The following is a 23,639-nucleotide window of genomic DNA, read 5'->3' as shown; positions in this document are numbered from 1 at the left end:
GTATAAAGCCAACCGCTCCGAGCCGCCCGCCGCGCTGAAAGAGCAGCTGCCCGTTTGCATCGAAATGATAGAAAAAATGGGTCTAGCCGCCGTGAGCAAGGAGGGCTACGAGGCCGACGACATCATCGCTAGCGTCGTAAAAGAGTGCAAGCAGCGGGGTATATTCGTACGCATAGTGACGCACGATAAAGACCTCTATCAGCTCATCGAAGACGGCAAGGTAAGCATTTATAGCCCGCAAAGCAAGATCGATCACGACAGCGCTAGCTGCGCTGAAAAATACGGCGTTTTGCCCGCTCAAATTCGCGATTTTCTCGCTATCGCCGGTGATAGTTCGGATAATATCCCGGGCGTAAAAGGCATCGGCGCGGTCGGCGCGAAAAAGCTTTTGGGCGAATTCGGTAGCTTAGAAGGCATCTACGAAAACCTGCCGCTGGTGCGAAACGAACGTATCCGCGGCATGCTGGCAGAAGGCCGAGAGAGCGCGTTTTTAAGCAAGCGCCTAACCTCGCTATTTGACGACGCGACCGATGCGATAGATTTTGAAAAGGCGAAATTTCCCGAACAAAATCCGCTCGTAAAGGTGGCGGACGTCCTTCGCGAATACGATCTCAACCGCCTTTTAAAAGCGCTGCAAAATAGCCAAAATGCGGGCGAAAACTCGGAATTTAAGCTCGGCTTTAACGCGCGGCTTTTAACGGACGAGGGCGAGATCGAGCGACTGCTGGCAAATATAGACGCGGACACGCTCGTGGCCTTTGACACCGAGACCACGGACGTCGATACGCAAAACGCCCGCCTGGTGGGCTTTAGTTTTTGCTTTAACGAGGAGGAGGCCTACTACGTGCCCGTGGCGCACGAGTATCTGGGTGTGCCAAAGCAAGTAAGCGAGAAATTCGCCGCTTGGGCGATCTCGCAAATTTACAAAGGCTGCGTGATCGGGCAAAATTTAAAGTACGATTTTAAGGTCGTAAAGCGAAATTTAGGGATCGAGCCGCCCGTAAATTTTAAAGACACGATGATACTGGCGTGGCTCATGGATCCGGGATCTAGCGTGGGTATGGACGCGCTAGCCAAGCGGCTCTACGACTACGACACGATCAAATTTGAAGACGTGGTAAAGCGCGGCGAGACCTTCGCGTCCGTGGCGCTAGAAAACGCCGCAAAATACGCGAGCGAAGACGCGTGGATAACGCTGAAATTTTACAAAAGCTTTTTAAATTTGCTCGATCCGGGGCTGCTCGCGCTTGCAGATACGCACGAGTTTCCTTTTATCCTCACGCTTTTTGATATGGAGCGCGAGGGCATAGCGATAAACCGCGAGAAAATGCAAAATTTGATCCTAAAAAACGACGCTAAGATCAAAGCCTCGACAGCCGAAATTTACGAGCTAACGGGCGAAAATTTTAATATAAACTCCGTTAAACAGCTAGGAGAAGTGCTGTTTGAGCACCTAAAACTACCCGTAAAGAAAAAGACAAAAACCGGCTACAGCACCGACGAGACCGTGCTAGCAGAGCTTATAGAGGAGCATCCGGTCATACCTAAGCTGCTAGAGTACCGCGAGCTATACAAGCTACAAAGCACCTACTGCGAACCGCTGCTAAATTTAGCCAAAAAAGACGCTAACAGCAGGATATACACGAACTTTATCCAGACGGGAACGAGCACGGGCAGGCTCTCGTCTAAAAATCCAAATTTGCAAAATATCCCGGCTCGCGGCACGCTGGCAAAAGACGTGCGAGGCTGCTTTGAGGCAAAAAGCGGCTTTAGCTTCGTGGGGCTTGATTACAGCCAGATCGAGCTGCGCCTGCTCGCGCATTTTAGCCGCGACGAGGCGCTTTTGCGGGCGTTTGCAAACGACGAGGATATCCACGCACGCACGGCGATTAGTATATTTGGCAGCGCCGAGGGGCAAAACCGCGCGGTGGCCAAGAGTATAAATTTCGGTCTCATCTACGGCATGGGCTCGAGCAAGTTGGCAAATCAAGTAAGTATCACGCGCGCCGAGGCAAAGGAGTATATCGAGCGCTATTTTAAAGCTTTCCCTACGATAAAGGGCTTTTTAGAAGGGATAAAAACCGCGGCCAAAAACGAGGGCTTCGTGCGCACGCTGCTTGGTAGGAAGCGGCTGTTTGACTTTACTACCGCGACGCCGATGCAAACGGCGATGTACGAGCGCGAGGCGGTAAATACGATATTTCAGGGCTCGGCTGCGGATATCATCAAAATGGCGATGGTAAAAATCCGCCCGCTTTTAGACGAACGCGCTAGGATGCTTTTGCAGATACACGACGAGCTGATTTTCGAGGTGCGAGACGACTATGCCGATGAGTTTGGCGCGGCGGCGCAAAAGATAATGCAAGAAATTTACAAACTAAACGTACCGCTAAAAACGAGCCTAAACGCGGCGAAGGATTGGGGGGAGTTGAAATAAAATTTTAGGCTTTGAGCTAGCCGCATAATCTTAAACGCTTGCGGTTTGCGGATAAATTTAAGATAAAATCGGTCGCTAAAACCTTGCTTGAACGTAAATTTAGCCCAAAATCAAGGGCAAAACCTAAATCTAAAAAGCTGGAAAGAGAAAATTTATGAACGTTCATAAAATCGCCTACGCGAGAGTTGCCTTGCTAGCGTTTGCCGCCTTTATTTTTAACACGACTGAATTTATCCCCGTGGCGCTGTTAAGCGACATCGCGGTGGATTTTAGCATGGACGTTACGAGCACGGGGCTAATCATCACGATCTACGCGTGGGCGGTGAGCATCCTTTCGCTGCCGCTGATGCTGCTAACCTCGAAGCTCGAACGCAAGAGGCTGCTTTTGCGGCTTTTTGTGCTATTTACGCTAAGCCACGTCCTGGCCGGTATTGCGTGGAATTTTGCCGTTTTGGTAATCGCGCGCCTTGGCATCGCGATTTCGCACGCGATCTTTTGGTCGATCACCTCATCACTCGTCGTGCGCCTAGCGCCGATAAACAAAGGCTCGCAGGCCATCGGTATGCTGGCTTTGGGCACTTCGCTAGCGATGGTTTTGGGGCTTCCTTTGGGGCGCATGGTCGGCGAGCTTTTCGGCTGGAGAATTACGTTTTTTGCAATCGGCGCGCTTGCGGCGGCGGAGGCGCTGTTTCTTTGGAAAATTTTACCGTTTTTGCCAAGCCGCCGCGCGGGCTCTCTTGCGAGCTTGCCGATGCTAGCAAAGCGCCCTATGCTGCTTGCTTTGTATCTGCTCACGCTTTTGATCGTAGGCGCGCATTTTACGACCTACAGCTATGTCGAGCCCTTCGTAGCGAAATTTAATCCCGCAGGCGATCACTTCGTAACCTACGTTCTGCTTGCATTCGGCGCTTCGGGAATCGCCGCAAGCGTGCTTTTTTCAAAGCTTTACCGCTCTTTTCCAAACGCCTTTTTGATCTGCTCAATCCTTTTTATCCTAGCCTCGGTGCTGACGTTAAAAGCTTTTGTCGCAAATGACGTAGCGCTGCTGCTTGCAGCTTTCGTCTGGGGAGTGGGGATTTTCGGCTTCGGGCTTTGTTTGCAGATTAGGGTTTTGGCGCTGGCTCCGGATGCTACCGATGTCGCGATATCGATCTACTCGGCGATTTATAACGTAGGCATCGGCGGCGGAGCGCTTTTGGGACATCAAGTCGCAACGAGATTCGGGCTTTGGCACATAGGCGAGGCGGGCGCGATACTGGGCGCGCTAGGGCTTGCAAGCTACCTCTACGCAAGCGTGAAATTTGCGGAGAAATAGCGCGTAGACTAAATTCGCGAAAGAGCTTCGGCGAGATTAGTGCGCGCTTTTAGTCGGCACTTTAAAACAGCGACTTTGCGGGTCTAAATTTTTAAAATTTATCCCTCGCGATTAGTTAAATTTTGTAGATAAAATTTAACCTCGCGCTTAGCCCCGCTGCCTGCTTTATTGATCATCCGCACCCGCACTATCCGCCCAAAGCCCCTTAAAATTTAGCGACAGCGTGCAAGAAATTAAAGCGCTAGCCGCCAAAATTTAGCTACTTTATAAACCCGACCCGCGGTAAAATTTCAGCCAAAACCGCGTAATTATATTTTTCGTTTGCGCCGTAAAGATCCGGGTTTAAGGCGGCTAGAAAAGGCTAAATCTAGCCAAATCGGCAAAATCGCCGCAAAACCTAAATTTAGCATTCGTCGCTGCGAGCAAAGCAAAGGCCTGAGAGAAGATCGCTCTGCTTGCGCGCTTACGGGTTAAAACTAGCTAAAAACGAGACCGCTAATCTGCCGAATTTACACACATTATAAAATGAAACTAAAGTTTCAAATCTAATTTAGATATTTTAAAAACAAATTTCGGTAATATTGAGCTAGGTAAAATTTATCCGAAAGGAGCTGTTATGAGCGGTATTGCTCTCATCGTCTGCTTCGTCATCGCGGTCGCCGTTATGATCGTGCTGATTTCTAAGTTCGGGGTTCACCCCTTTATAGCGATCATGCTCGTCTCGCTCGCCCTAGCCGTCGTCGCGGGTATCGACTTGGTCAAGGTTCCCGCGATCATCGGAGAGGGATTTAGCGGGATATTTAAAAGCATAGGCATCGTCATTATCCTGGGCGCGCTCATCGGTATGGCGCTGGAAAAGACGGGCGCGGCGCTAAAGCTAGCCGATATGGTCGTGCGCTGCGTAGGCGACAAGCGCCCCGAGCTAGCCATGCTCATCATGGGCTGGATCGTGGGTATCCCGGTCTTTTGCGATAGCGGCTTTGTCGTGCTAGATCCGATCCGCCGCGCGATAAAGGAAAAGATCGGCGCCAACCCCGTAGCTATGGCCGTCGCGCTCTCGTGCGGTCTATACACCTCGCACGTATTTATACCGCCGACGCCGGGCCCCATAGCGGCCGCCGGACTCGTGGGCGTGGGGCACAACCTGCTGCTAGTCATCGCCGTGGGCGCGGTAGTTTCGATACCGGTTCTCATCGCGGGCTATATTTTTGCTAAGACTGTCGGCGCAAAAGTGAGCCTAAAGGAGGATCTCACAGACGTGAGTAAGAGCTACGACGAGATCATCAAAGAGCACGGCAAGCTGCCTTGCGCGTTTTTGAGCTTGGCGCCGATTTTTATGCCGATTTTACTGATGGCGCTGGGTTCGGTCGTCTCGATACTAAAGCTAAAAGGCTCGTTTGCGAATTTCGTTTTATTTTTGGGCAACCCGATCATCGCGCTTGGCGTGGGCGTGCTGTTTGCCGTTATCTTGCTGGCTAAAACGGGCAAGCTGGGCGAATTTAACTTAATGACCAACGAAACGCTAAAGATCGTCGGACCGATCCTTTTCATCACGGCTGCGGGCGGCGTGCTAGGTAACGTCATCGCTAAAGCGGGCTTTGTAGAGTTTATGAAGGCAAACGCCCATCTCATCGGTACCGTGGGTATATTTTTCCCGTTTGTTATCTCTGCTATCATCAAGACCGCTCAAGGTAGCTCGACCGTGGCGCTTACGACGACAGCCTCTATCATGGGGCTTTTCACCGATAGCGGCTCGATGATGAGCGCGCTGGGGCTAACTAGCGAGATGGGTGCGGTGCTAACTGTAATGGCGATTGCTGCGGGCGCGATGACGGTTTCGCACGCTAACGATAGCTACTTCTGGGTCGTTACGAACTTTAGCAAGATGTCGCCGGAGCAGGGCTACAAGACCCAGACGATGCTTACATTTATAATGGGTATCGTGGGTATGGCGAGCGTTTGGGTAGCGTCGCTGATTTTACTGTAAATTTGACGGCTAAATTTGAGTGCGGTTTTGGCGTGACGAGACTGCACTCTTTACGGTATGAACGGTAAATTTTCAAATTTGTCCGCCCAGACCCGCATCTTGAAAATGCTGAATTTTGATTTAGTAAAATTTGGCATTACGTGCTAAGCTTTTTTGTTAAGGGGGAAGGGGCTTGAATTACGCTCTGCTTTGCAGTTGCGAAGCGTAGCTGAAGCAAAAGAGCTCCCTTCCCCCTTAACAATCCCCCAACCCCTACGACGTGAGAGGTTGCTGCACTGCGTGCAGGTTTGTCTGGCGCTAATGCGCCGCGCGTTTTTAAATTGACAATGAAGCTAAATTTGGCTCGCAATTTAAAACTAAATTTGATAAAATCTGACCGTAAAATTTAAGGCGAAGTATTTTTTCTTTAGACTAGGCGGAAATGAGTCGAGCGAGGGCGCATACATATAGTATGCAACCGAGCTTCGGCGAAATTTCTAACGAAGTATAAAGGAAAAAGACGAGCCGCTAACAAAAAAGGAAAATAGATGAAAGTATTAATAGCAATCGACTCATTTAAGGGCTCCCTCAGCTCCCTCGAGGCCGGCAACGCCGTAAAAGAGGGTATCGAAGCTTTAGCCGGTGAGATAGATGAGGTGACGGTTAAGCCCATCGCGGACGGCGGCGAGGGTAGCGTGGTGGCGCTAGCGGACGCGTTAGATGGCGAGTTTATCGATGTCATCGTGCAAAATCCTCTCGGCGAAAAGATCCCCGCCAGATACGCGCTAGCAGGCGAGCTGGGTATCCTTGAGATGGCGTCTTCTAGCGGGCTCATGCTGGTGGAAAAAGAGCGCCGAAATCCGATGAAAACGAGCACTTACGGCTTTGGGCAGATGATTTTGCATGCTATTGGCAAGGGTGCGCGTAAATTTATCGTCGGTATCGGCGGCAGCGCGACGAACGACGCGGGCACGGGTATGCTAAGCGCGCTGGGATACGAGTTTTTTGACGAAAACGGCGAGCTGCTCGAGGGCAAAGGCGAAAACCTCATAAAAATCACGAAAATCTCAAACAAAAACGTAGTGCCCGAGCTGCAAGAGTGCGAATTCCTCGTGGCTTGCGACGTGGATAACCCACTCTTTGGCAAAAACGGCGCGGCCTACGTCTACGGCCCGCAAAAGGGCGCGGACGAGCAGATGGTAAAGGATCTAGACGCTGGGCTTATCAGCTTTGCGAGTGCGACGAGCGAGCACTTTTCAAGCGAATTTTGGAACTTCAAGGGCGCGGGCGCGGCAGGCGGGCTAGGGTACGGGTTTGTGAGCTACCTAAACGCCAAACTAAAGCCCGGCATCGACATCATCATGGAGGAAATCCGCCTCGAAGAGGACGTGAAAAACGCCGATCTAATCATCACCGGCGAAGGGCGACTGGACTTTCAAAGCTCGATGGGCAAGACACCGACCGGAGTGGCGAAGATCGCCAAAAAATACGGCAAACCCGTCATCGCGCTAGCCGGTAGCGTGTCGCCGTGCGCGGGCGGCTGTAACGAGAACGGCATCGATGCGTTTTTTAGCGTATTAAACGAGCCTGTGAGCCTAGAAGAGGCGATGGATAAGCAAACCGCGACGCGCAATCTCAAAATGACAGCCCAGCAGGCATTGAGGCTATATTTGCTAGGGCGTAAGGGGTAAATTTACGCTTTGTTGCGGCGACGGGGCCGGCGAATTTATCGGTTTGCCGGCTTGAGTTTTTTTGTTTGCTTTGTATGATTAGCTAGCTTGAGCGAGGGGTTTTGTAGTAAATTCGTCTTTTGTGCGGAGATCTACGGATTTTAAATTTTAGCGCGGCGCTTTGCATTTTACCGCTCGGCGCGGCGGTTTTCGCGGATTTTTCAAATTTGACATCATGCTTTGTCACTGCGAGTCCGTAAATTTATCTAGTAAAATCAAATTTTGGATTTGAGTTTTTAGCGCGGCGGTTTCGCTCTGAGTCGTAATGCGCGACCGAATTTACAAAAACCTAGGCTAAACTAAAATTTAACAAGCTAAAGCCCGAAAAAGGCTTTAGGCTTATTTTGGGGATTATTTTTCTTTCGCTTCGGCTTCTATCTCTAGCTCGACTTTGTCAGATAGCGTGATCTCGGAGGTATCTAGCCCGATCTCAAAGAGCTTGCGTTTCGTCTCGCCCTCTAGGCTAAAGCCGATTTTTTCCTTGCCGTTTTTATCCGCAGTAAAGCCGCCAAGCTCGAATTTTAGCACCACGGGCTTAGTGACGCCGTGCATCGTGAGCGTACCCACGACCTTGCCTTCCGTGTCGCTTTCTTTCTCAAATTTGACCATTTTGTAGGTGATTTTGTCGAATTTCGCCGCATCGAAAAAATCCGCGCTTCGCAGATGCTCGTCGCGATTCTCGTTTTGCGTATTTACCGAGGCGGTCTCGATGGTGGCCTCGAGCGCTTTTAGCTCCTTGGTGTTTTTGTCATAGTCGATTACGGCGTTAAATTTGCCGAAATTGCCGCTTACTTTTGATATGCTTAGGTGCTTGATCTTAAAGCCGACGCTGCTGTGCGCCGGGTCGATCTCATAGACTGCGGCGTTTGCGAAGCTTGCTGCTAGCGCTGCGACTAGCGAAAATTTGATTAGTTTTTTCATTTTTACTCCTTACGATTTTGGTTTGAAAGTGTATTTTAAAAAAGTAAATATATAACTTTTTCGCAACATTTTGAGAAAAATTTGAGTTACTTGGCTTGCCGCTTTAAGATCGTGCGATAAAAAATCAGGCTAAATTTAGCCCAAAATTTCCCCGACGAAAAACAGCGCCGACATCGCAAACGTGCAGAGCGCGACGACCTTTAGCTGTCCGTCGAAGTCGCGACACTCCCGAACTTTCGAGATAAAAAATAGGTGCCAAACAAGCGGCGCAAAGCTAACCACGTAGAGTAGTTTTACGCCAGGCTCGCCGCGTAAAAACGAGTAGCAGAGCATCAGGCCCGCTCCGCCCGCGATCAGCGCGTAGTGGTAGCGCTTAGCCGCACACAGTCCGATACGGACGGGGACCGTGCGCTTGCCCTTGAGCGCGTCGTTTTGGATGTCGCGCATATTGTTTAGATTTAGCACGGCGGTGCTTAGCATACCGCACGCGCACGCAGGCAGCAGCAGCGCCGCATCAAGCGATCGCGCGTATAAAAAATACGAGCCCAGTACGCTAAGTAACCCGAAAAATAAAAACACGAAAACGTCGCCAAGCCCCTTGTAGCCGTATGCGCCGGCGCCTACGGTGTAGCGGATCGCGGCATATATCGACGCGCCGCCCAGCGCTAAAAATAGAAGCACGAGATAAAACCGCTCGCCAAACGCCAAAACGCTTAGCGCGAGGCTTGAAAATGCCGAAAGTAGCGCCGTAGCGACGATGACGCGCTTCATCTCGGCCGCGCTCATCTGTCCCGTTTGTATCGCGCGGCGCGGCCCCAGCCTGCCATCGTCGTCGGTGCCCTTTACCGCGTCGCCGTAGTCGTTGGCATAGTCGCTTAGAACCTGAAACAGCAGCGTCGTAAGCAGCGCCAGCGCGAAAATATCGGCTCTAAATACGCCCGCGCCGTATGCCGCGCCGCTGCCCAGCAACACGCCCGAGACGCTAAGCGGTAGCGATCTAAGGCGAGCGGATGCGTAAAGAGCTTTTGCGGTTATCATTTTTTTGCCTTTTTTGATTTTTTGAGTGCCGAATCCACGCCAAATTTGAGCTCAAATTTAGCACCCGAATGCAAAAAATAATATAAATTTGACCCGGATTGCGAGTAAATTTTATAAATTCGGAGTTAAAATTTGCAGCGATTATCGCTGTATTTAGAGTTTTGAAGTTAGTTAAATTTGCCGCCAAAGCCGTACGCGCTTAAATTTATCAAATTTCCGCTGTTTCTCGCCAAAACTCAAGCGCCTTATCGTTGTCAATCTGGACGAATTTGGCGATTTCTTCTGCGCAAGGCACGGTCTTTTTGCTTAGTCGTGCGATATCGATACTAGCAAGCGCTCTAAAAAAATCTCTCAAAATCGCTCGCAACGCGCCTGCCGCAAAGCTCTTTGCCCCCAAGCAGCCGCGCATAAATCGCGCCGTCTGCGCAATCAAGCAAAAATCCACGGATGATCGCCCACGGCAAAAACTATCAAATTTGCAGGACGCTCCTCGCCTCGCCACCACTTGCCGCCGTATTCGTCGGTGCTGTTTAGCCGCACTAGCTCGCTAGCGTAGTCGCCGTCGGTGCCGAAGCGTACGTTGCAAACCTCAAATTCGCCGAAGTCAAATTTACAAACTAGCCGCGAAAGCTCAAGCGGAAATTTGACGCCGAGAGTTTCTTGCGCATTTTCTAGCGCCCGCACGAACGCGTCGGCATCGCTTTGTGCTAGTAGTCTCATGCTCGTTATGCCCTCTTGCTCCAGAGGCAGGTAGATCTCGTCTAGCTCGCGAGCGATTTGGTCTAGCTCTAAAAACATGTCTTTGTCCGCATCTGATTTATCTGAGATTTTTTGTTTCGGTTTTTATGATTTCGCCGTTTTCGCCGTAAAATTTCGTAGTCGCCGCGCCCGCTTTTGCGTCGGTTACGACCTCTTTTACGAGCTCGCCCTTTTCGTTAAATTCTTTTTGTATTTTAACTGCTTCGTTTAGTGGTTTGCCGATCGTTTGGCGCTGGTCTATCACGCTTTTTAGCTTGCCGCTCGGGTAGAAAAACTCAAAAAGCAGCGGGTCGCCGCCTAGCTGGTATGTGCGACTATTTAGGCGTCCGCTGTCGTCGTATTTTTCAAAAGTCGTTTCTTTTTTGCCCGTTCGGACGCTAATAAATTCCTTATACGACGGTTTGCCGTCTTTGCGGTATTCGGCTATGTTATTTTCGGTAAAAAAGCCCAAATTTGCGTCGAAGCGTTTGGTTTTTCGGTATAGTTTTAGCACTTCGCCCGCGTCGAAAAGTTCTAGTAGCTCCTTTTCTAGTCTGCCCCACAGGCATCTCTCGGCGATGAATGCAGGCTCGTCTAGGTGCTCTTTTGAATAGACTTCGAGTAGCACCCAGCGCTCGCTTTTGCGGACGATGAACGAGATTTTTAACTTTGTGGAGGGGTTGTCCGGGATCTTGCGCTTGTACTTCTCGTCCGCTTCGTCGATGACATAGCGATTTAGCTGCGCGCCGCTCGCATCTAGCCGGGTGAGGTAGAGTCTGTTGCGTATTTTGCCGATAGCGTCCTTTTCGCCGTTGCGCAGGTCGTATTTAAAAAATATCTCATAGGTTGCGATTAGCTCGTCTTTTTGCTGCTGGGGCGCGTATTTGCCGCCTGCTTGTAGCGAGGTCGCGCAGGTCAAAACGATAAAAAGCTTTAATAAATTTTTCATCCAACTCCCTAAATTTGGCGAATTTTGCGCTTGCATTGCGGCAGCGACCTTGCGTAAATTTAGAGATCGCACCGCGTTTGTAATTTTTAAAATTTACTCTCGTGCTTTGCTATGCACACTGCCTGCTAGTCAAATTTGACCTATCGCTTTTAGCCGTTTGTAGCGATTTTTATTTTGTCGCGCCGCTTTGGCGCGGCAGCTCCTTATTTTAAAATCGCAAAGCCGATGCCGACTTTATCGGTGTGGCGATTGTAGTCGATGAGACTCTCGCCGTATCCCGTGAAGTACTTCACGTAGCCGTAAACGCCGCTCTTGCCAAACGGAAACAGCCAGCCAAGCTCTCCCGCGCCGCGGTTTGTTTTATCAAAATGCAGGTTGTTTCGCACCATCGCCGTAAAGATGTGGCCGCGGTAAGGCAGGGCGAAATTTATATCCATGTTGCCGAGGTATTTTTCGATGTCTGGGTTATCGTCGCTGCCCTTGCTCTCAGGGATGCGCGCCCACGCTCGCGGGATCACGACGAGGCTACCGGCGTAAAGCTTGGCCTCGAGATAGACGCGGTTCCACGAGCGGGACTTCTCGCCGCCCTGGCCGTTACTCTCGTGCAAAAGCCCCGCGCGCAGGTAATCAAGGCTCGGTAGCGCCTCAAATCTCATCGGGACGGTCACGAAAATCTCGGGGCGATAGTTGGTCTCGCGAAACGGCGTCGAGCCCTTGGCCGTCTGCCACCACGAGCTTTGCGAGTAGCCAGCCGAGATCGTTTCGTTCATATCAAACACGTCGTAAAAAAGCGGCTTTTGCAAGCTGATCTGAAATGCAGTCTCAAATCTACGCCTACCCTCAACGTCGTTAAATGCGTAGGTTGCCGGCAGGAGGTAGTTTAGGTGGTGCATTTTTAAGCCTAAAATTTCATCCACGTCGTATGCCTCGCCGCTCTCAAATTTCGCTTTCGGACGCTCTTTAGAGGCGATCTTTTGCTCCTCCACCGGCGCGTCCGCTACGCTATCTGAGGGCGCGATCACGGAGCGCTCCATGGCAGCCGTTTCGCCGTCCTCGTCCGTAAATATCGCCTTTTTAGCCGCTAGTTTATAAAGCTGCAGGGCTCTCGTTTTGTCGCCTTCGTATTCGAGCTTTGCGGCGGCTTCGTATAGGCGCTTGGCTTCGTCTTTAGCGGTCGGTTCGGTTAAATTTTCAGTCGTATTTTCAGGCTGGCCGATTAAATTTTGCTTCGCCGTTTCCGTCTCGCCAGCTACGGCTAAATTTAACAAAATCGCCAGTAAAACGATAATTTTTTTCATATTTTTCCTTCTTTTAAGGCTTGTTCATAATCAGCCTGGTAGTTGATGTTAAAAAACTCGTCCGCGTTTGCGAACTTTACGATCTTGCAACGGCAGCGATCGCGCAAAAGTCCGATCTTGTGCTCGCCCGCGGCAAAAAGCTCGCCCGCGGCATTCGCTAAATTCCCGCTAAAAAACCCGCAAAGCGAGTGCGTATGCGACTCGTCCGCAGCGATGACCATATCGTATTCGCCGGTAAATTTATATAGTTCGCGCACGCAGCTTTCGCTAACAAATGGCATGTCGGCCGGGACGATAAAGACGCTTTCGTTTGGGAAGCTCTTAAGGATACTATAAAGCGCTAGCATCGGAGAAAAGGCGTCTGGACTCAAATTTACCGTATCTTGCGAGCAAATTTGAGCGTAGCTTGCCTTTGCGCCCTCTTTGCCGCTTTCCTCGGTCAAATTTAAGCGCGAGAACTCCTCCAGGCTAATGTCTTTGATGAGCGGCAGGGGCGGGTTAAATTTGTCGAATTTGGAGCTAACGAATACGCGCTCGAAAATCCGCCCGAATTTATGCGCTCCGTAGTGCGTGAGCGTCGCAAATCCGCCAAAAGGCAGCAACGTTTTGTCGCGGCCCATTCGCGAGCTTTTGCCTCCGGCTAGGATGACGCATGTTTTCATTTTTTTCCTTGATTTTAAGTGCGCTATGATAGCATAAATTCGGCTCGCCTAGGCAAGCTATCGGTTATCTGCCGCCGATGATTTTTTTTACCGCCAGCGCGGCTAAATTTAGCCCAAAGCACGCCGTCACGCCCATAAAGCTGCCCAGTTTCACGCATTTTGGTAGCTCGGTCGAAAACACGACGTCAAATTTGCCTTTAAACCCCGCTTTTTTAAGCTCGGCTCGTATTTTCTTGGCAAACGGGTCGTTGCAGGTCTGCCAGATGGATGCGACTTTGATCTGCGTCGGATCGAGACGCTTTGCGCCGCCCATAGAGCTAATTAACTTTTCGTGCGTTTTTAGCGCGAGAGCGACTTTAGCCGGCACGTCGTCGATAGCGTCGATAATAAGATCAAAGGGCGAAAAATCAAAATCCTCGACAAACTCCGGCGTCATTAGCTCTTGCAGCGCCGTCACGCACTCGTATCTTGCGGCAAATTCGCCGACTTTGACCGCGCCGACGGCTTCGCTGTAAATTTGGCGGTTTTGATTGGTTATATCAAAAACATCCTTATCTATGAGAGTGAGTTTGCCTACGCCTGTTCTAGCCAGCGCGTCCGCGCAGACGCCGCCTACGCCGCCTACGCCGCAGATTAGGACATTTGCTTTTTGAAGCTTTTTAAAATCATCGCCTAATAGCCATCGAGACCTCGTAAAGCGGTCCGGTTTTTCTAAAATTTCTTCGTTCAAATTTGATCCTTTAGGGCGGTTTTTAGCGCGGCTAGACTCGCGTGCGCCGTCATATCTAGCATAATGGGAGTAAGCGAGGCAAAACCGTCGCTAAGCGCGCTGATATCGGACTCGCCGTTTTGCTCGTAGTCTAGGCTCGAGGCTTGTCCGAGCCAATAATACTCGACGCCTCGCGGGTTGCGGTGAAGCATCGCGTGCGTGGCGTAGCTGCGTTTACCCGCAGGCACAACGCGGTAGCCTCTAAATTCGCGGGGCGAGACGGCGGGGATATTTACGTTTAAAAACTGGCGCGGCGGCAGCGCTATCTCGCCGTTTAGTACGCGAGAAACGATAAATTTAACGATATCTTCGGCGAGTAAAAAGCCTGTTTTTTCGATACCGTCGCTCTTATAAAATTGCGAAAACGCGATGCTTGGAATCCCTTGCAAAACGCCCTCCATAGCCGCTCCGCACGTGCCCGAGTAAGTGATGTCCTCGCCTACGTTGGCGCCGTGGTTTATGCCGCTCACGACTAGATTGGGTGGCCTTTTATAAAGCGCGTGAAGCGCGAGATAGACGCAATCAGCGGGCGTAGCGTCGTCAAGTTTGTAAAAATCGTCGTCAAGCTTGATGAAACGAAGAGGCCTAGTTAGCGTAAGAGAGTGCGCGCAAGCCGATTTTTCGCTGCTTGGGGCTACTATCGTGACGCGCGTGTCCGGTAGTTTGCGCAGCGCGCTAGCTAAAGCGTGCAAGCCGCTAGCCTCGAACCCGTCGTCGTTGGTTATCAAAATTTCTTTCAAATTTATCCTTAAAACGTTGCAAGAACTCAAATTTAGCGAGCTTTGCCGAGTAAAATTTAGATTTGGATTTTATCATAGCTTTATTTATTTGAAATTAAATTTTTTATAAGATCCGCAATATTTACTTAAAATTGTAACTCTAAAATTTAATTTATAATTAAGATATTAAATATATTATATTATATAACAAAGAAAATACGGAGTTGAATAACTCAAATAATGATAATGCTTATTATAATATTTAAGTAATATAAAACCAATCTTTAAATTTAATTTTTATTATGTTAAATTTTAAAACAAACTTTAAGTATTAAGATTATAAAATACGTCCAATAAATAAAGTTAAGTTTTATTTAAATTTATAATGGAGGTTAGAAAGCCCGTCATGGAAAACACGAAGAAAAAAGCATCCATCTGGGTCATTCTTTTGTTGCTATCGTTTGGAGTGGTTATCGGTCACGGACTATACACTTTTTACTATGCCAAGGGATTTTCATACTTTAGTCCGGATCCTGCAGCCTGTAAAAACTGTCACGTGATGAATCAAGTCTACGAAAGCTGGTCAAGAGGCGGACACCAAAACGTCGCTACCTGTAACGACTGCCATTTGCCGCATGATTTTATAGGATATTGGATCATGAAGGCTCAAAGCGGCCTAGGACACGCGTATGCCGTTACTTTTAAAGACAATCCTTACGCATTTACCGCAAACGAAAAAACAAAAAGAGTCGTTCAGGAAAACTGCATGGACTGCCATAAAGAATACGTCTCAAACGTTATCGACCCGCGCGCCATAGGAGCGGCAAAACCGTTTGATAAAAATCTCAAAGAGCATAAAGGCAACTCTAACGAGCCTTTAAGATGTATATCTTGCCACCGCGAAGCGGGACATGCGCATAACTTTTAAAATTTAACAGGAGGATAAAATGAAAAACAAAGTGTTGTATGTAGCTACTTTCTTAGTGGCTGTCGTACTCGGTGCGGCTATGTTCGCGCTTTTTACGGATATCGGCGCTAAAAAAGCCGAAGAAAAGATGTATCCGCTAATGCTCAATAAAGTAAGCGAGCTTGAGCCTGATTTTGAAAAATGGGGCGCAAATTTCCCAAATCAGCTCGATGCTTACAAAAAAATGGAGCATAAAAGCGACGCAAATCCAAAAGGAAGCGAATTTGTAGAAACGGCTTTCGGCGGAGATTTACCTTATAGCAAGATTATTCGCTGGCCTGCGGCTACGGTGTTTTGGAACGGCTATGCATTCGGCGTAGATTACAGCAAACCTAGAACTCACTACTACTCTCAGATAGATCAGATCGAAACCAAAAGAAACGATAAAGAGTATCTAAACGCTCACGGGCTTCCTGCATTTAAGGGTCAGCCAGGATATTGCGTCAATTGCCACACCGGATATTTAACCGCGCTTCAAGTTGATGGCGATTATAACCTAACTGCCGATCCTACGTCTGCTGCGACTAAGCCTATGCCGTTTTTCGATGTAATGCCTAAAGAGGAAGGCGAAAAGAGAAAAGCCGCGTGGACGAAGATGAACTCTATCCCGTATTTCGACGTCATGAAAAAAATCGCGGCTAAACACGGCGAAACTATCCACGGCTCGCACTTAGGTAGCACCTGTGCAGACTGCCACTCGCCGGATGATATGAGTCTAAGAGTTACAAGACCCGCATTCGTGAACGCAATGGTCGCTAGAGGCTACCAAGCCGACGCAAAAAGCGGTATAAAGGCCACCAGACAAGAGATGAGAAGCTACGTTTGTATGCAGTGCCACGTAGAATACTATCCTGCAGGCAAAGAATCCGTTTTAACCTTCCCTTGGAATTTCTGGAAGAAAGACGAGCCGTTTAAGATCGAGAATTTCGACCAATACTATGACGATCAGTTAGCCAAAGAGGACGGATTTAAATTTGACTACATCCACAAAGATACCGGCGCTAAAATCATCAAGATGCAGCACTCAGAGGCCGAGCTAAGCTCGACCGGCATCCACGGAAGAAGCGGCGTAACGTGCGCAGACTGCCACATGCCGTATAAACGCGAAGGCGCTCAAAAGATCACTGAGCACGAAATTTTAACTCCTCTAGCCAATATAAATGCGGCTTGCAAAACTTGCCACCCGCAAAGCGAACAAGTGCTAAAAGATAGAATTTCATTCGTACAAAATCGCCACGCTTACGAGCTAAGAAACTGCGAAAACGCGCTACTTTCTTTGATCCAAGACGTAAAAACGGCCAGAGCCGAGCTAGCTAAGCACGAAAAATTTGCTTCGATCGCCGATGAAAAAGAGAGAAAAGAAGCTATCAGTAAGGCTCTTGAAAAGACTCTTTACTTGCACCGCAAAACTCACATCCGCTGGGACTTCGCATTTAGCGAAAACAGCTACGGCTTCCACGGAGACGAAGAGTCGGCTAGAATCCTAGGTCAATGTAAAGAATTTGCTCGCCAAGGACAAACCGAGCTAGTTAACGAGCTTGCGCCTTATGGCATCAGCATTAAGCTAACTCAAGAGGCTACTCCGGTTCCTGCGCCTGCTTCTTTAGGACATAAATATCCTATCGGCGTAGCGCCTACCGAAGCTATGAAAAAAGCCGACGAAGACGTTAAGAATCTAAATTTTAAATAAACCCCAAAACCCAAGGCCTGCGGGCTTTGGGTTTTTTAAATTTACGCATTTACCTTTCAAATTTTAAAATCCGAATTTTTCTTATAAATTTAAATTTTATTGTTTATTTAGCCGTTTTAGGCGATAATTCCCGTTAAATTTAAAGGGTAAAATATGCTTAAAAAATTTATTTTTGCTGCTTTTGCGGCAAGCCTCGTTTTTAGCGCGCAAGAACTAGCGATAAAGACAAAGCCTTCGTCAAATTCGCCGTCGAATTTAGAGACGAATCTTGAAGAAAGGGACGAATCGCAAGAACGCGTAGATGAATGCATGCAAAAAGATAGCTCTACCGCCGGTATGGTAGGGTGTATAAATACTGAATTCGCCGTCCAAGATAAAATTTTAAACGAAAACTATAAAAAGGCTATGAGCGTACTAAACGACGAAAATAAAAAAATCCTAAAAGATATACAGCGCAAATGGGTCGCTTATAAAGAGGCCAAATGCGCTTTTTATCCTCCGCAAGGAACGATTCACCGTCTAGATGCGGCCGATTGCTATTTGCAGATGACTAAAGAGCGCGCGGCTGAGCTTGCGTACGTAGCTAGCGAATTTGAGGGCAATCAGTGAAGCTACTCGTCTCTTGTTTGGAGGCTTCTGCAAATTTGCACTTCGAGCAGGTTTTAGAGCATCTGCCAGAGTGCGAGCTAAAAGGCATTTTTGACGAGAAATTGGGCGAACCTTTTATGCCAAGCTCGGAGTTTTCCGCGATGGGCTTTGTGGAGGTTTTGCCGCTTTATTTTAAGGCAAAACGCGCCATAAAAGAGATGACTCGCCTTGCCGCAGAGTGCGACGCCGTGCTGGTGATAGACAGCCCAGCTTTTAACCTGCCGCTAGCTAAGGCAATCAAAGAAGCGGGCATCAAAACGCCCGTAACCTACTACATCTTGCCGCAGGTATGGGCGTGGAAGGCCGGACGCGTGGCGAAGGTCGAGGCGTACTGCGATCATTTGGCTTCGATTTTGCCCTTTGACGGGATGTATTACAACCGATCGCGCTACGTCGGACACCCGCTGCTTGATGAGCTGCGAGTACGAAAAAACGAGCTTTTGCAAAGCGACAAGATTGCCTTTATGCCCGGATCCCGCCGTGCTGAAATTTCGCGTTTGATGCCGATTTTTCTCGAGGTAGCAAGCCGTATAAAAGATAAAGAAAAACTGCTAGTCGTCCCGCCTTTTTTAGTAAACGAAATGCAAATTTACGGCGACGTTAGCGACTTTAGCGTGGTTACGGACGCGCCGCGCGCGCTTTTGCAAAGCGAGTTTGCCTTCATCTGCTCAGGTACCGCGACGCTACAGGCCGCGCTCGTGGGTACGCCGTTTGTTTTAGCTTATAAGGCAAAGGCAATCGATATAATGATCGCGCGGATGTTTGTGAAGCTGCGCCACATCGGGCTTGCAAATATAATGTTTGATTTTATGGGCGAAGAGTCGCTGCACGAGGAGCTGCTACAAGAGGAAGTAACGCCCGGCAATCTCATAAAAGCCTACGAGAGCTGCGATAAAAAGAAATTTATCGCTGGCTGCGAAAGGCTGCGAAGATACTTAAAACATGGCTCTGCCGCAAATGTGGCGCAAATTTTAACGACTAAAAAGGATGAAAAATGACCGAACCTATGACGCTTTTCGGGTATGAAAAAATCACGAACGAACTAAAAAACCTAAAGACGGTCGAAAGGCCCAATATCGTCGAAGAAATCGACATCGCGCGCAGTCACGGCGACCTAAAAGAAAATGCCGAATACCACGCCGCACGCGAAAAGCAGGCGTTTATCGAGAGCCGCATCGCCGAGCTTAGCGACATCGTAAGCCGCGCTAAGGTAATCGACCCCGCCCAGTACGAGCACGATAAAGTAAAATTTGGCTCAACAGTCGTCATCATGGACGTAGAAACCGAGCTAGAAAAGACCTACACGCTAGTCGGTACGCCTGAAAGCAACCTAGAGCGCGGTCTCATCTCGATAAACTCGCCTCTAGCCAAACAACTAATCGGCAAGAGCGAGGGCGACGAGGTCGCGCTAAATTTGCCAAACGGCAGAAGCGACATAGAAATCGTATCTGTTAGCTACAAACCGATAAAATTTGAGGACTGATGAGAGAGTTTGCGCGAGCGTTTAGCCTTAAATTTATCTACAAGGCGAGTAGATTTGCGTCCGTTTTTAGGTTATACAAAAAATCCCTAAATGGGGCAAATACCGCCAAACTTGCGGTTAAATTTACGCTACCGGGGGTAGCGAGTAAATTTGCTTTGATGCAGATTTTACCGCCTTTAAATTTGACTGCCGGTTTTAAAATCTCGGGTTTGCCGAGCGCTAAATTTTTAAAAATAGCTTTAGCAAAATTTGCTCTACCGAGTTCGCGCGACTTTAGGTTTGCGGCTGCGAATTTAACGCTTAAAAAAGCAAAATTTTATGCCTGAGCAAATCGTTATAAAAGAGGGAGCGATATTTATCGCCGACTCGCACGAAAACGAAAACCGTAAAAATTTCCTACGCTTTTTATACGCGTTAAAAAGCGGCGAGATAAAGACGCCGCAGCTGTTTTTGATGGGTGATATGTTTGATTTTTTAGCCGCGCAGTGCGAGTTTTTCGTCAAATTTTACGAGCCTTATATCGACGTCATAAACGAGATAAGCGAAAAAACGGAAATTTATTATTTCGAGGGAAATCACGATTTTAATCTCGCCCCGCTTTTTAAAAACGTCAAAACCTATCCTATCGGTGCGCAGCCGGTTAAATTTGCTTCAAAATGCCAAAAATGCGTTTTTATTGCGCACGGAGATATATTTTTGCCTTTGGTTTCAAAATACGCTTTGAGATTTTTACGCGTCAAAATTTTTTTAAAGACGATGAATTTTTTCGATAAATTTTTAAATTTTAGACTCTCAAAACGAATTTTAAATAAGCTTAAACGAAAAATTTTAGACTATAAAATCCCTAATTTTAAAGAGCTAGCCGAAGCTAAAGTATATCGGTATAACGGCCTTTGTAAGGCTGATATCGTCATCGAGGGGCACTATCATCAAGGAGATATTTTTGAGCTTGGTTCTCAAAAATATGTAAACGTGCCGTCTTTTGCATGCGAGCAAAGCTATTTTATAGTAGAATACGCGCCAAATATCAAGTTTGCTCGAAAGAGCGTAAAGGTTTAAAATGCTTAACAACGGTGAACTAAAAACCGGTTCAAACGAGATGGAGCTTGTTGATTTTCGTATCTTTAAACAATCAGGCGACAAGGTATATGAGGGCATATACGGCGTCAATGTCGCAAAGGTGCGCGAAATCATCAAAATGCCGAATTTAACCGAACTCCCCGGAGTACCCGAGTATATCGAGGGGATTTTTGATTTACGCGGGGTCGTGATACCCGTGATAAATTTAGCCAAATGGATGCAGATAAATGAGCCCAAAGATGCGGCGATCAAGCCTCGCGTCATCATCGCCGAATTTAGCGAAATTTTGATAGGTTTTATCGTCCATGAGGCAAAACGCATTAGGCGTATAAGCTGGGCGGATATCGAGGCGGCGACATTTGCTTCAAATGCCGGGACGCTAGATAAAGGTAAAATAACGGGCGTAACTCGTATCGAAAACGACGAGGTTTTACTCATACTAGATCTTGAAAGCGTAGTCGAAGAGCTTGGCATCTATAGTCCAAAAATAGAGGTCGAAATCGATCAAAGCAAGCTTTTAAGCGGTCTTGCTCTAGTCTTGGACGACAGCTCGACGGCTAGAAAGCTCGTAAAAGACACGCTAGAAAAAATGGGGCTAAAAGTAGTAGAGGCAAAAGACGGCGTAGAGGGGCTTGCTAGGATGGAGGATCTTTACGAGATGTACGGCGACAAGCTAAGCAATTTTTTAAGGGTTATATTAAGCGATATAGAGATGCCGCAGATGGATGGATACCGATTTGCTTCGACGATAAAAGACGATCCTAGGTACGCGGGAATTCCTATTATATTTAACTCGTCTTTAAGCAACGACTACAGCGAAGCTCAAAGTAGGGAAGCGGGAGCTGCGGCGTATCTGACTAAATTTGATGCGACGCTATTTTATAACGAGGTGCTTCGAGTAATCGAGGCGCACAAGAAATAAGGGGGAAATCATGGACGATATGAAAGAAATAATGGAAGACTTCCTAGTCGAAGCCTTCGAACTAGTAGAGCAAATAGACCATGACCTCATAGAACTTGAGTCAAATCCCGAGGATTTAGAGCTTTTAAATAGAATTTTCCGCGTCGCGCATACGGTTAAAGGATCATCGAGCTTTTTAAATTTCGACATCCTTACTAAGCTCACCCACCACATGGAGGACGTACTAAACAAAGCCCGCCGCGACGAGCTAAAGATAACTCCGGACATAATGGACGTGGTGCTAGAGTCCGTGGATATGATGAAAGGACTACTGCACGGCATCAGAGATAGCGGTAACGATACGGACGTAGGCATCGATATAGAAGATATCTGCAAAAGACTAACCGCAATATCCGAAGGCGAAGCCCCGAGCGCTACTGCTAGCAATCCGGCTCCAGTAGAGCCTGAGCCGGTAGCGGAGGCGCCAAAAGAGCCTGAACCCGAACCCGTTAGCGATGAAAATTTGTCAAATTTAAGCGACGACGAGGTAGAAGCCGAGATAGAAAGGTTGCTAAAAATAAGAAAAGCCGAGGATCAAGCAAGGCGCGCTCAAAAAGCAACCGGAGGCGAAGCGCCAAAGCCAGCCGCACCGGCCGCGCCGCAAGCTGCCGCTCCTTCAAATTCGGCTCCGGCTCCAAAACCCGCTCCCGCAAAACCCGCCGATAAAAAAGAGGAGAAAAAAGTTCCCGCGACTGGAGGCGGAGGAAGTACGGACGAGCAAACTATACGCGTCGAAGTTAAGCGCCTAGATCACTTGATGAACCTTATCGGCGAGCTGGTGCTTGGCAAAAACAGATTGCTTAAAATTTACGACGATGTCGAGGAGAGATACGAGGGCGAGAAATTCCTTGAGGAGCTAAATCAAGTCGTATCCAGCCTAAGCCTGGTAACTACCGACATACAGTTAGCCGTTATGAAAACGAGGATGCTGCCTATCGCGAAGGTGTTTAATAAATTTCCTCGCATGATCCGCGATCTAAGCCGCGAGCTAAATAAGCAAATCGACCTTGAGATCACGGGCGAAGAGACGGAACTGGATAAATCCATCGTCGAGCAAATCGGCGATCCACTGGTACATATGATAAGAAACTCGTGCGACCACGGTATCGAAGACGGCGCAACCAGACTAGCTGCGGGCAAACCCGAAAAAGGCACCATCCAGCTAAAAGCCTACAACGAAGGCAATCATATCGTAGTCGAGATCACCGACGACGGTAAAGGGCTAGACGCAGAGATGCTAAAGGCTAGATCGGTCGAAAAAGGCATCATAACCGAGCGCGAAGCCGATGCGATGAGCGATAAAGAGGCGTTCGGGCTTATATTTAAGCCGGGATTTTCTACCGCGGCAAAGGTAACTAACGTAAGCGGCCGCGGCGTTGGAATGGACGTCGTAAAGACCAATATCGAAAAGCTAAACGGTATAATCGATATCGAAAGCGAAGTGGGCAAGGGTACGACGATGAAGCTAAAAATCCCGCTCACGCTAGCCATTATCCAGTCGCTTTTAGTAGGCGCACAGGAGGAATTTTTCGCTATCCCTCTAGCAAGCGTCTTGGAGACCGTGCGAGTGCCGATTGACGATATCTACACGATCGACGGCAAAAACGTGCTTAGACTACGCGACGAAGTGCTTTCGCTAGTTAAGCTATCAGACATTTTCGGCGTCAAGCAGGTCTTTGACGGCGGAGATCAGACCTATGTGGTCGTTATCGGCGTAGCGGAAGCAAAGCTAGGCATCATCGTGGATAGCCTAGTTGGACAAGAAGAGATCGTAATTAAATCAATGGGCGATTATCTACAAAACATCCCCGGAATCGCAGGCGCTACGATAAGAGGCGACGGCCGGGTAACGCTAATCATCGACGTGGGCATGATGATGGAGATGGCAAAAGATATAAAAGTAGACATAAAAGCTAGTATAGAGGCCTCAAAGAGCGTAAAAGAAAAACCGAGCGATTATAAGGTGCTAATCGTAGACGACTCGAAGATGGATAGAACCATAATGCAAAAATCGCTTGCCCCTCTTGGCGTAACGGTTATCGAGGCCACTAACGGCGTAGAGGCTCTAGCTATAGTAAAATCGGGCGAACATGCGCTTGATGCGATGCTAATAGATATCGAGATGCCAAGAATGGACGGCTATACTCTAGCGGGCGAAATTAGAAAGTATTCAAAATATAGAAATTTGCCGCTAATAGCGGTAACTTCAAGGACGTCAAAGACCGACAGGCTAAGAGGCGTGGAGGTAGGAATGACCGAGTATATCAC

General features: G+C 48.4%; 23 protein-coding genes. 13 read left to right on the top strand and 10 right to left on the bottom strand.

The features are described 5' to 3' along the window. The 4 genes from polA to RYL88_RS03695 all read left to right on the top strand — a co-directional run. Positions 1 to 2,437, top strand: a 2,437-nt coding sequence (polA, locus tag RYL88_RS03710; protein ID WP_314989039.1) for a DNA polymerase I, incomplete at its 5' end; no start/stop codon positions are given. 154 nt (positions 2,438 to 2,591) lie between these two features. Beyond that, positions 2,592 to 3,752, top strand: coding sequence for a sugar transporter (locus RYL88_RS03705; protein ID WP_314989038.1), 1,161 nt, complete (start codon positions 2,592 to 2,594; stop codon positions 3,750 to 3,752). A gap of 616 nt (positions 3,753 to 4,368) precedes the next feature. Continuing rightward, the gene (locus tag RYL88_RS03700; protein WP_314989037.1) at positions 4,369 to 5,739 is read left to right on the top strand and encodes a GntP family permease; all 1,371 of its coding nucleotides are present in this window, start codon (positions 4,369 to 4,371) and stop codon (positions 5,737 to 5,739) included. A gap of 527 nt (positions 5,740 to 6,266) precedes the next feature. After that, complete coding sequence (locus RYL88_RS03695) at positions 6,267 to 7,409, top strand: glycerate kinase (RefSeq protein WP_314070460.1); 1,143 nt, start codon at positions 6,267 to 6,269, stop codon at positions 7,407 to 7,409. A gap of 82 nt (positions 7,410 to 7,491) precedes the next feature. On the opposite strand, the gene RYL88_RS03690 is transcribed toward RYL88_RS03695, so the two are convergent. The 10 genes from RYL88_RS03690 to surE form a co-directional block, all read right to left on the bottom strand. After that, entirely contained in the window at positions 7,492 to 7,635 is a 144-nt protein-coding gene (locus RYL88_RS03690) for a hypothetical protein (protein WP_314989034.1), read from the bottom strand. Between the two features lie 164 nt (positions 7,636 to 7,799). After that, entirely contained in the window at positions 7,800 to 8,369 is a 570-nt protein-coding gene (locus RYL88_RS03685) for a YceI family protein (RefSeq protein WP_314989032.1), read from the bottom strand. 135 nt (positions 8,370 to 8,504) lie between these two features. Next, positions 8,505 to 9,407 (bottom strand): 1,4-dihydroxy-2-naphthoate octaprenyltransferase, encoded by a 903-nt coding sequence (gene menA, locus RYL88_RS03680; RefSeq protein ID WP_314989030.1) that lies wholly within the window; start codon positions 9,405 to 9,407, stop codon positions 8,505 to 8,507. Between the two features lie 208 nt (positions 9,408 to 9,615). After that, the gene (locus RYL88_RS03675; RefSeq protein ID WP_314989029.1) at positions 9,616 to 9,816 is read right to left on the bottom strand and encodes a hypothetical protein; all 201 of its coding nucleotides are present in this window, start codon (positions 9,814 to 9,816) and stop codon (positions 9,616 to 9,618) included. A 20-nt stretch (positions 9,817 to 9,836) separates the two neighbouring features. Further along, positions 9,837 to 10,205, bottom strand: coding sequence for an SMI1/KNR4 family protein (locus RYL88_RS03670; RefSeq protein WP_314989027.1), 369 nt, complete (start codon positions 10,203 to 10,205; stop codon positions 9,837 to 9,839). Between the two features lie 19 nt (positions 10,206 to 10,224). Next, the gene (locus tag RYL88_RS03665; protein ID WP_314989025.1) at positions 10,225 to 11,094 is read right to left on the bottom strand and encodes a hypothetical protein; all 870 of its coding nucleotides are present in this window, start codon (positions 11,092 to 11,094) and stop codon (positions 10,225 to 10,227) included. A gap of 203 nt (positions 11,095 to 11,297) precedes the next feature. After that, positions 11,298 to 12,392, bottom strand: a complete 1,095-nt coding sequence (locus RYL88_RS03660; protein WP_314989023.1) for a phospholipase A — start codon at positions 12,390 to 12,392, stop codon at positions 11,298 to 11,300. Continuing rightward, positions 12,389 to 13,054, bottom strand: coding sequence for a molybdenum cofactor guanylyltransferase (locus RYL88_RS03655; RefSeq protein ID WP_314989021.1), 666 nt, complete (start codon positions 13,052 to 13,054; stop codon positions 12,389 to 12,391). Before RYL88_RS03655 ends, RYL88_RS03660 begins: the two co-directional genes overlap by 4 nt. A 64-nt stretch (positions 13,055 to 13,118) precedes the next feature. Continuing rightward, the gene (locus RYL88_RS03650) at positions 13,119 to 13,784 is read right to left on the bottom strand and encodes a tRNA threonylcarbamoyladenosine dehydratase (protein ID WP_297967302.1); all 666 of its coding nucleotides are present in this window, start codon (positions 13,782 to 13,784) and stop codon (positions 13,119 to 13,121) included. Continuing rightward, the gene (gene surE, locus RYL88_RS03645; RefSeq protein WP_297967300.1) at positions 13,781 to 14,563 is read right to left on the bottom strand and encodes a 5'/3'-nucleotidase SurE; all 783 of its coding nucleotides are present in this window, start codon (positions 14,561 to 14,563) and stop codon (positions 13,781 to 13,783) included. The genes RYL88_RS03650 and surE overlap by 4 nt, the downstream gene beginning before the upstream one ends. A gap of 364 nt (positions 14,564 to 14,927) precedes the next feature. Between surE and nrfH the strand changes: the two genes are divergently transcribed. From nrfH to RYL88_RS03600, 9 genes are all read left to right on the top strand, one after another. Beyond that, the gene (gene nrfH, locus RYL88_RS03640) at positions 14,928 to 15,470 is read left to right on the top strand and encodes a cytochrome c nitrite reductase small subunit (protein ID WP_314989018.1); all 543 of its coding nucleotides are present in this window, start codon (positions 14,928 to 14,930) and stop codon (positions 15,468 to 15,470) included. Between the two features lie 19 nt (positions 15,471 to 15,489). Further along, the gene (locus RYL88_RS03635; RefSeq protein WP_297968805.1) at positions 15,490 to 17,199 is read left to right on the top strand and encodes an ammonia-forming cytochrome c nitrite reductase subunit c552; all 1,710 of its coding nucleotides are present in this window, start codon (positions 15,490 to 15,492) and stop codon (positions 17,197 to 17,199) included. Positions 17,200 to 17,352: 153 nt separating this feature from the next. Continuing rightward, the gene (locus tag RYL88_RS03630) at positions 17,353 to 17,808 is read left to right on the top strand and encodes a lysozyme inhibitor LprI family protein (protein WP_297968807.1); all 456 of its coding nucleotides are present in this window, start codon (positions 17,353 to 17,355) and stop codon (positions 17,806 to 17,808) included. After that, positions 17,805 to 18,845: a lipid-A-disaccharide synthase gene (gene lpxB / locus RYL88_RS03625; RefSeq protein WP_314989014.1), complete on the top strand. Its 1,041-nt coding sequence runs from the start codon at positions 17,805 to 17,807 to the stop codon at positions 18,843 to 18,845. Before RYL88_RS03630 ends, lpxB begins: the two co-directional genes overlap by 4 nt. Continuing rightward, a complete protein-coding gene (gene greA, locus RYL88_RS03620; protein ID WP_314989012.1) occupies positions 18,842 to 19,330 on the top strand; it encodes a transcription elongation factor GreA in 489 nt (162 codons plus the stop codon). The genes lpxB and greA overlap by 4 nt, the downstream gene beginning before the upstream one ends. Next, a complete protein-coding gene (locus tag RYL88_RS03615) occupies positions 19,330 to 19,656 on the top strand; it encodes a hypothetical protein (protein ID WP_314989011.1) in 327 nt (108 codons plus the stop codon). The genes greA and RYL88_RS03615 overlap by 1 nt, the downstream gene beginning before the upstream one ends. After that, positions 19,649 to 20,389 carry a UDP-2,3-diacylglucosamine diphosphatase gene (locus RYL88_RS03610; protein WP_314989009.1) on the top strand — a complete coding sequence of 247 codons (741 nt, stop codon included), beginning with the start codon at positions 19,649 to 19,651 and terminating at the stop codon, positions 20,387 to 20,389. The genes RYL88_RS03615 and RYL88_RS03610 overlap by 8 nt, the downstream gene beginning before the upstream one ends. A gap of 1 nt (position 20,390) precedes the next feature. After that, positions 20,391 to 21,332: a chemotaxis protein gene (locus tag RYL88_RS03605; RefSeq protein WP_295144797.1), complete on the top strand. Its 942-nt coding sequence runs from the start codon at positions 20,391 to 20,393 to the stop codon at positions 21,330 to 21,332. 10 nt (positions 21,333 to 21,342) lie between these two features. After that, the coding region (locus RYL88_RS03600) for a chemotaxis protein CheW (protein ID WP_314989007.1) at positions 21,343 to 23,639 on the top strand (2,297 nt) is incomplete at its 3' end.

This window comes from uncultured Campylobacter sp., from assembly GCF_963517995.1.
Taxonomy (GTDB): domain Bacteria; phylum Campylobacterota; class Campylobacteria; order Campylobacterales; family Campylobacteraceae; genus Campylobacter_A.
The sequence above is the reverse complement of the archived record's forward strand: the minus strand, read 5'-3'. Positions and strand labels throughout refer to the sequence as shown.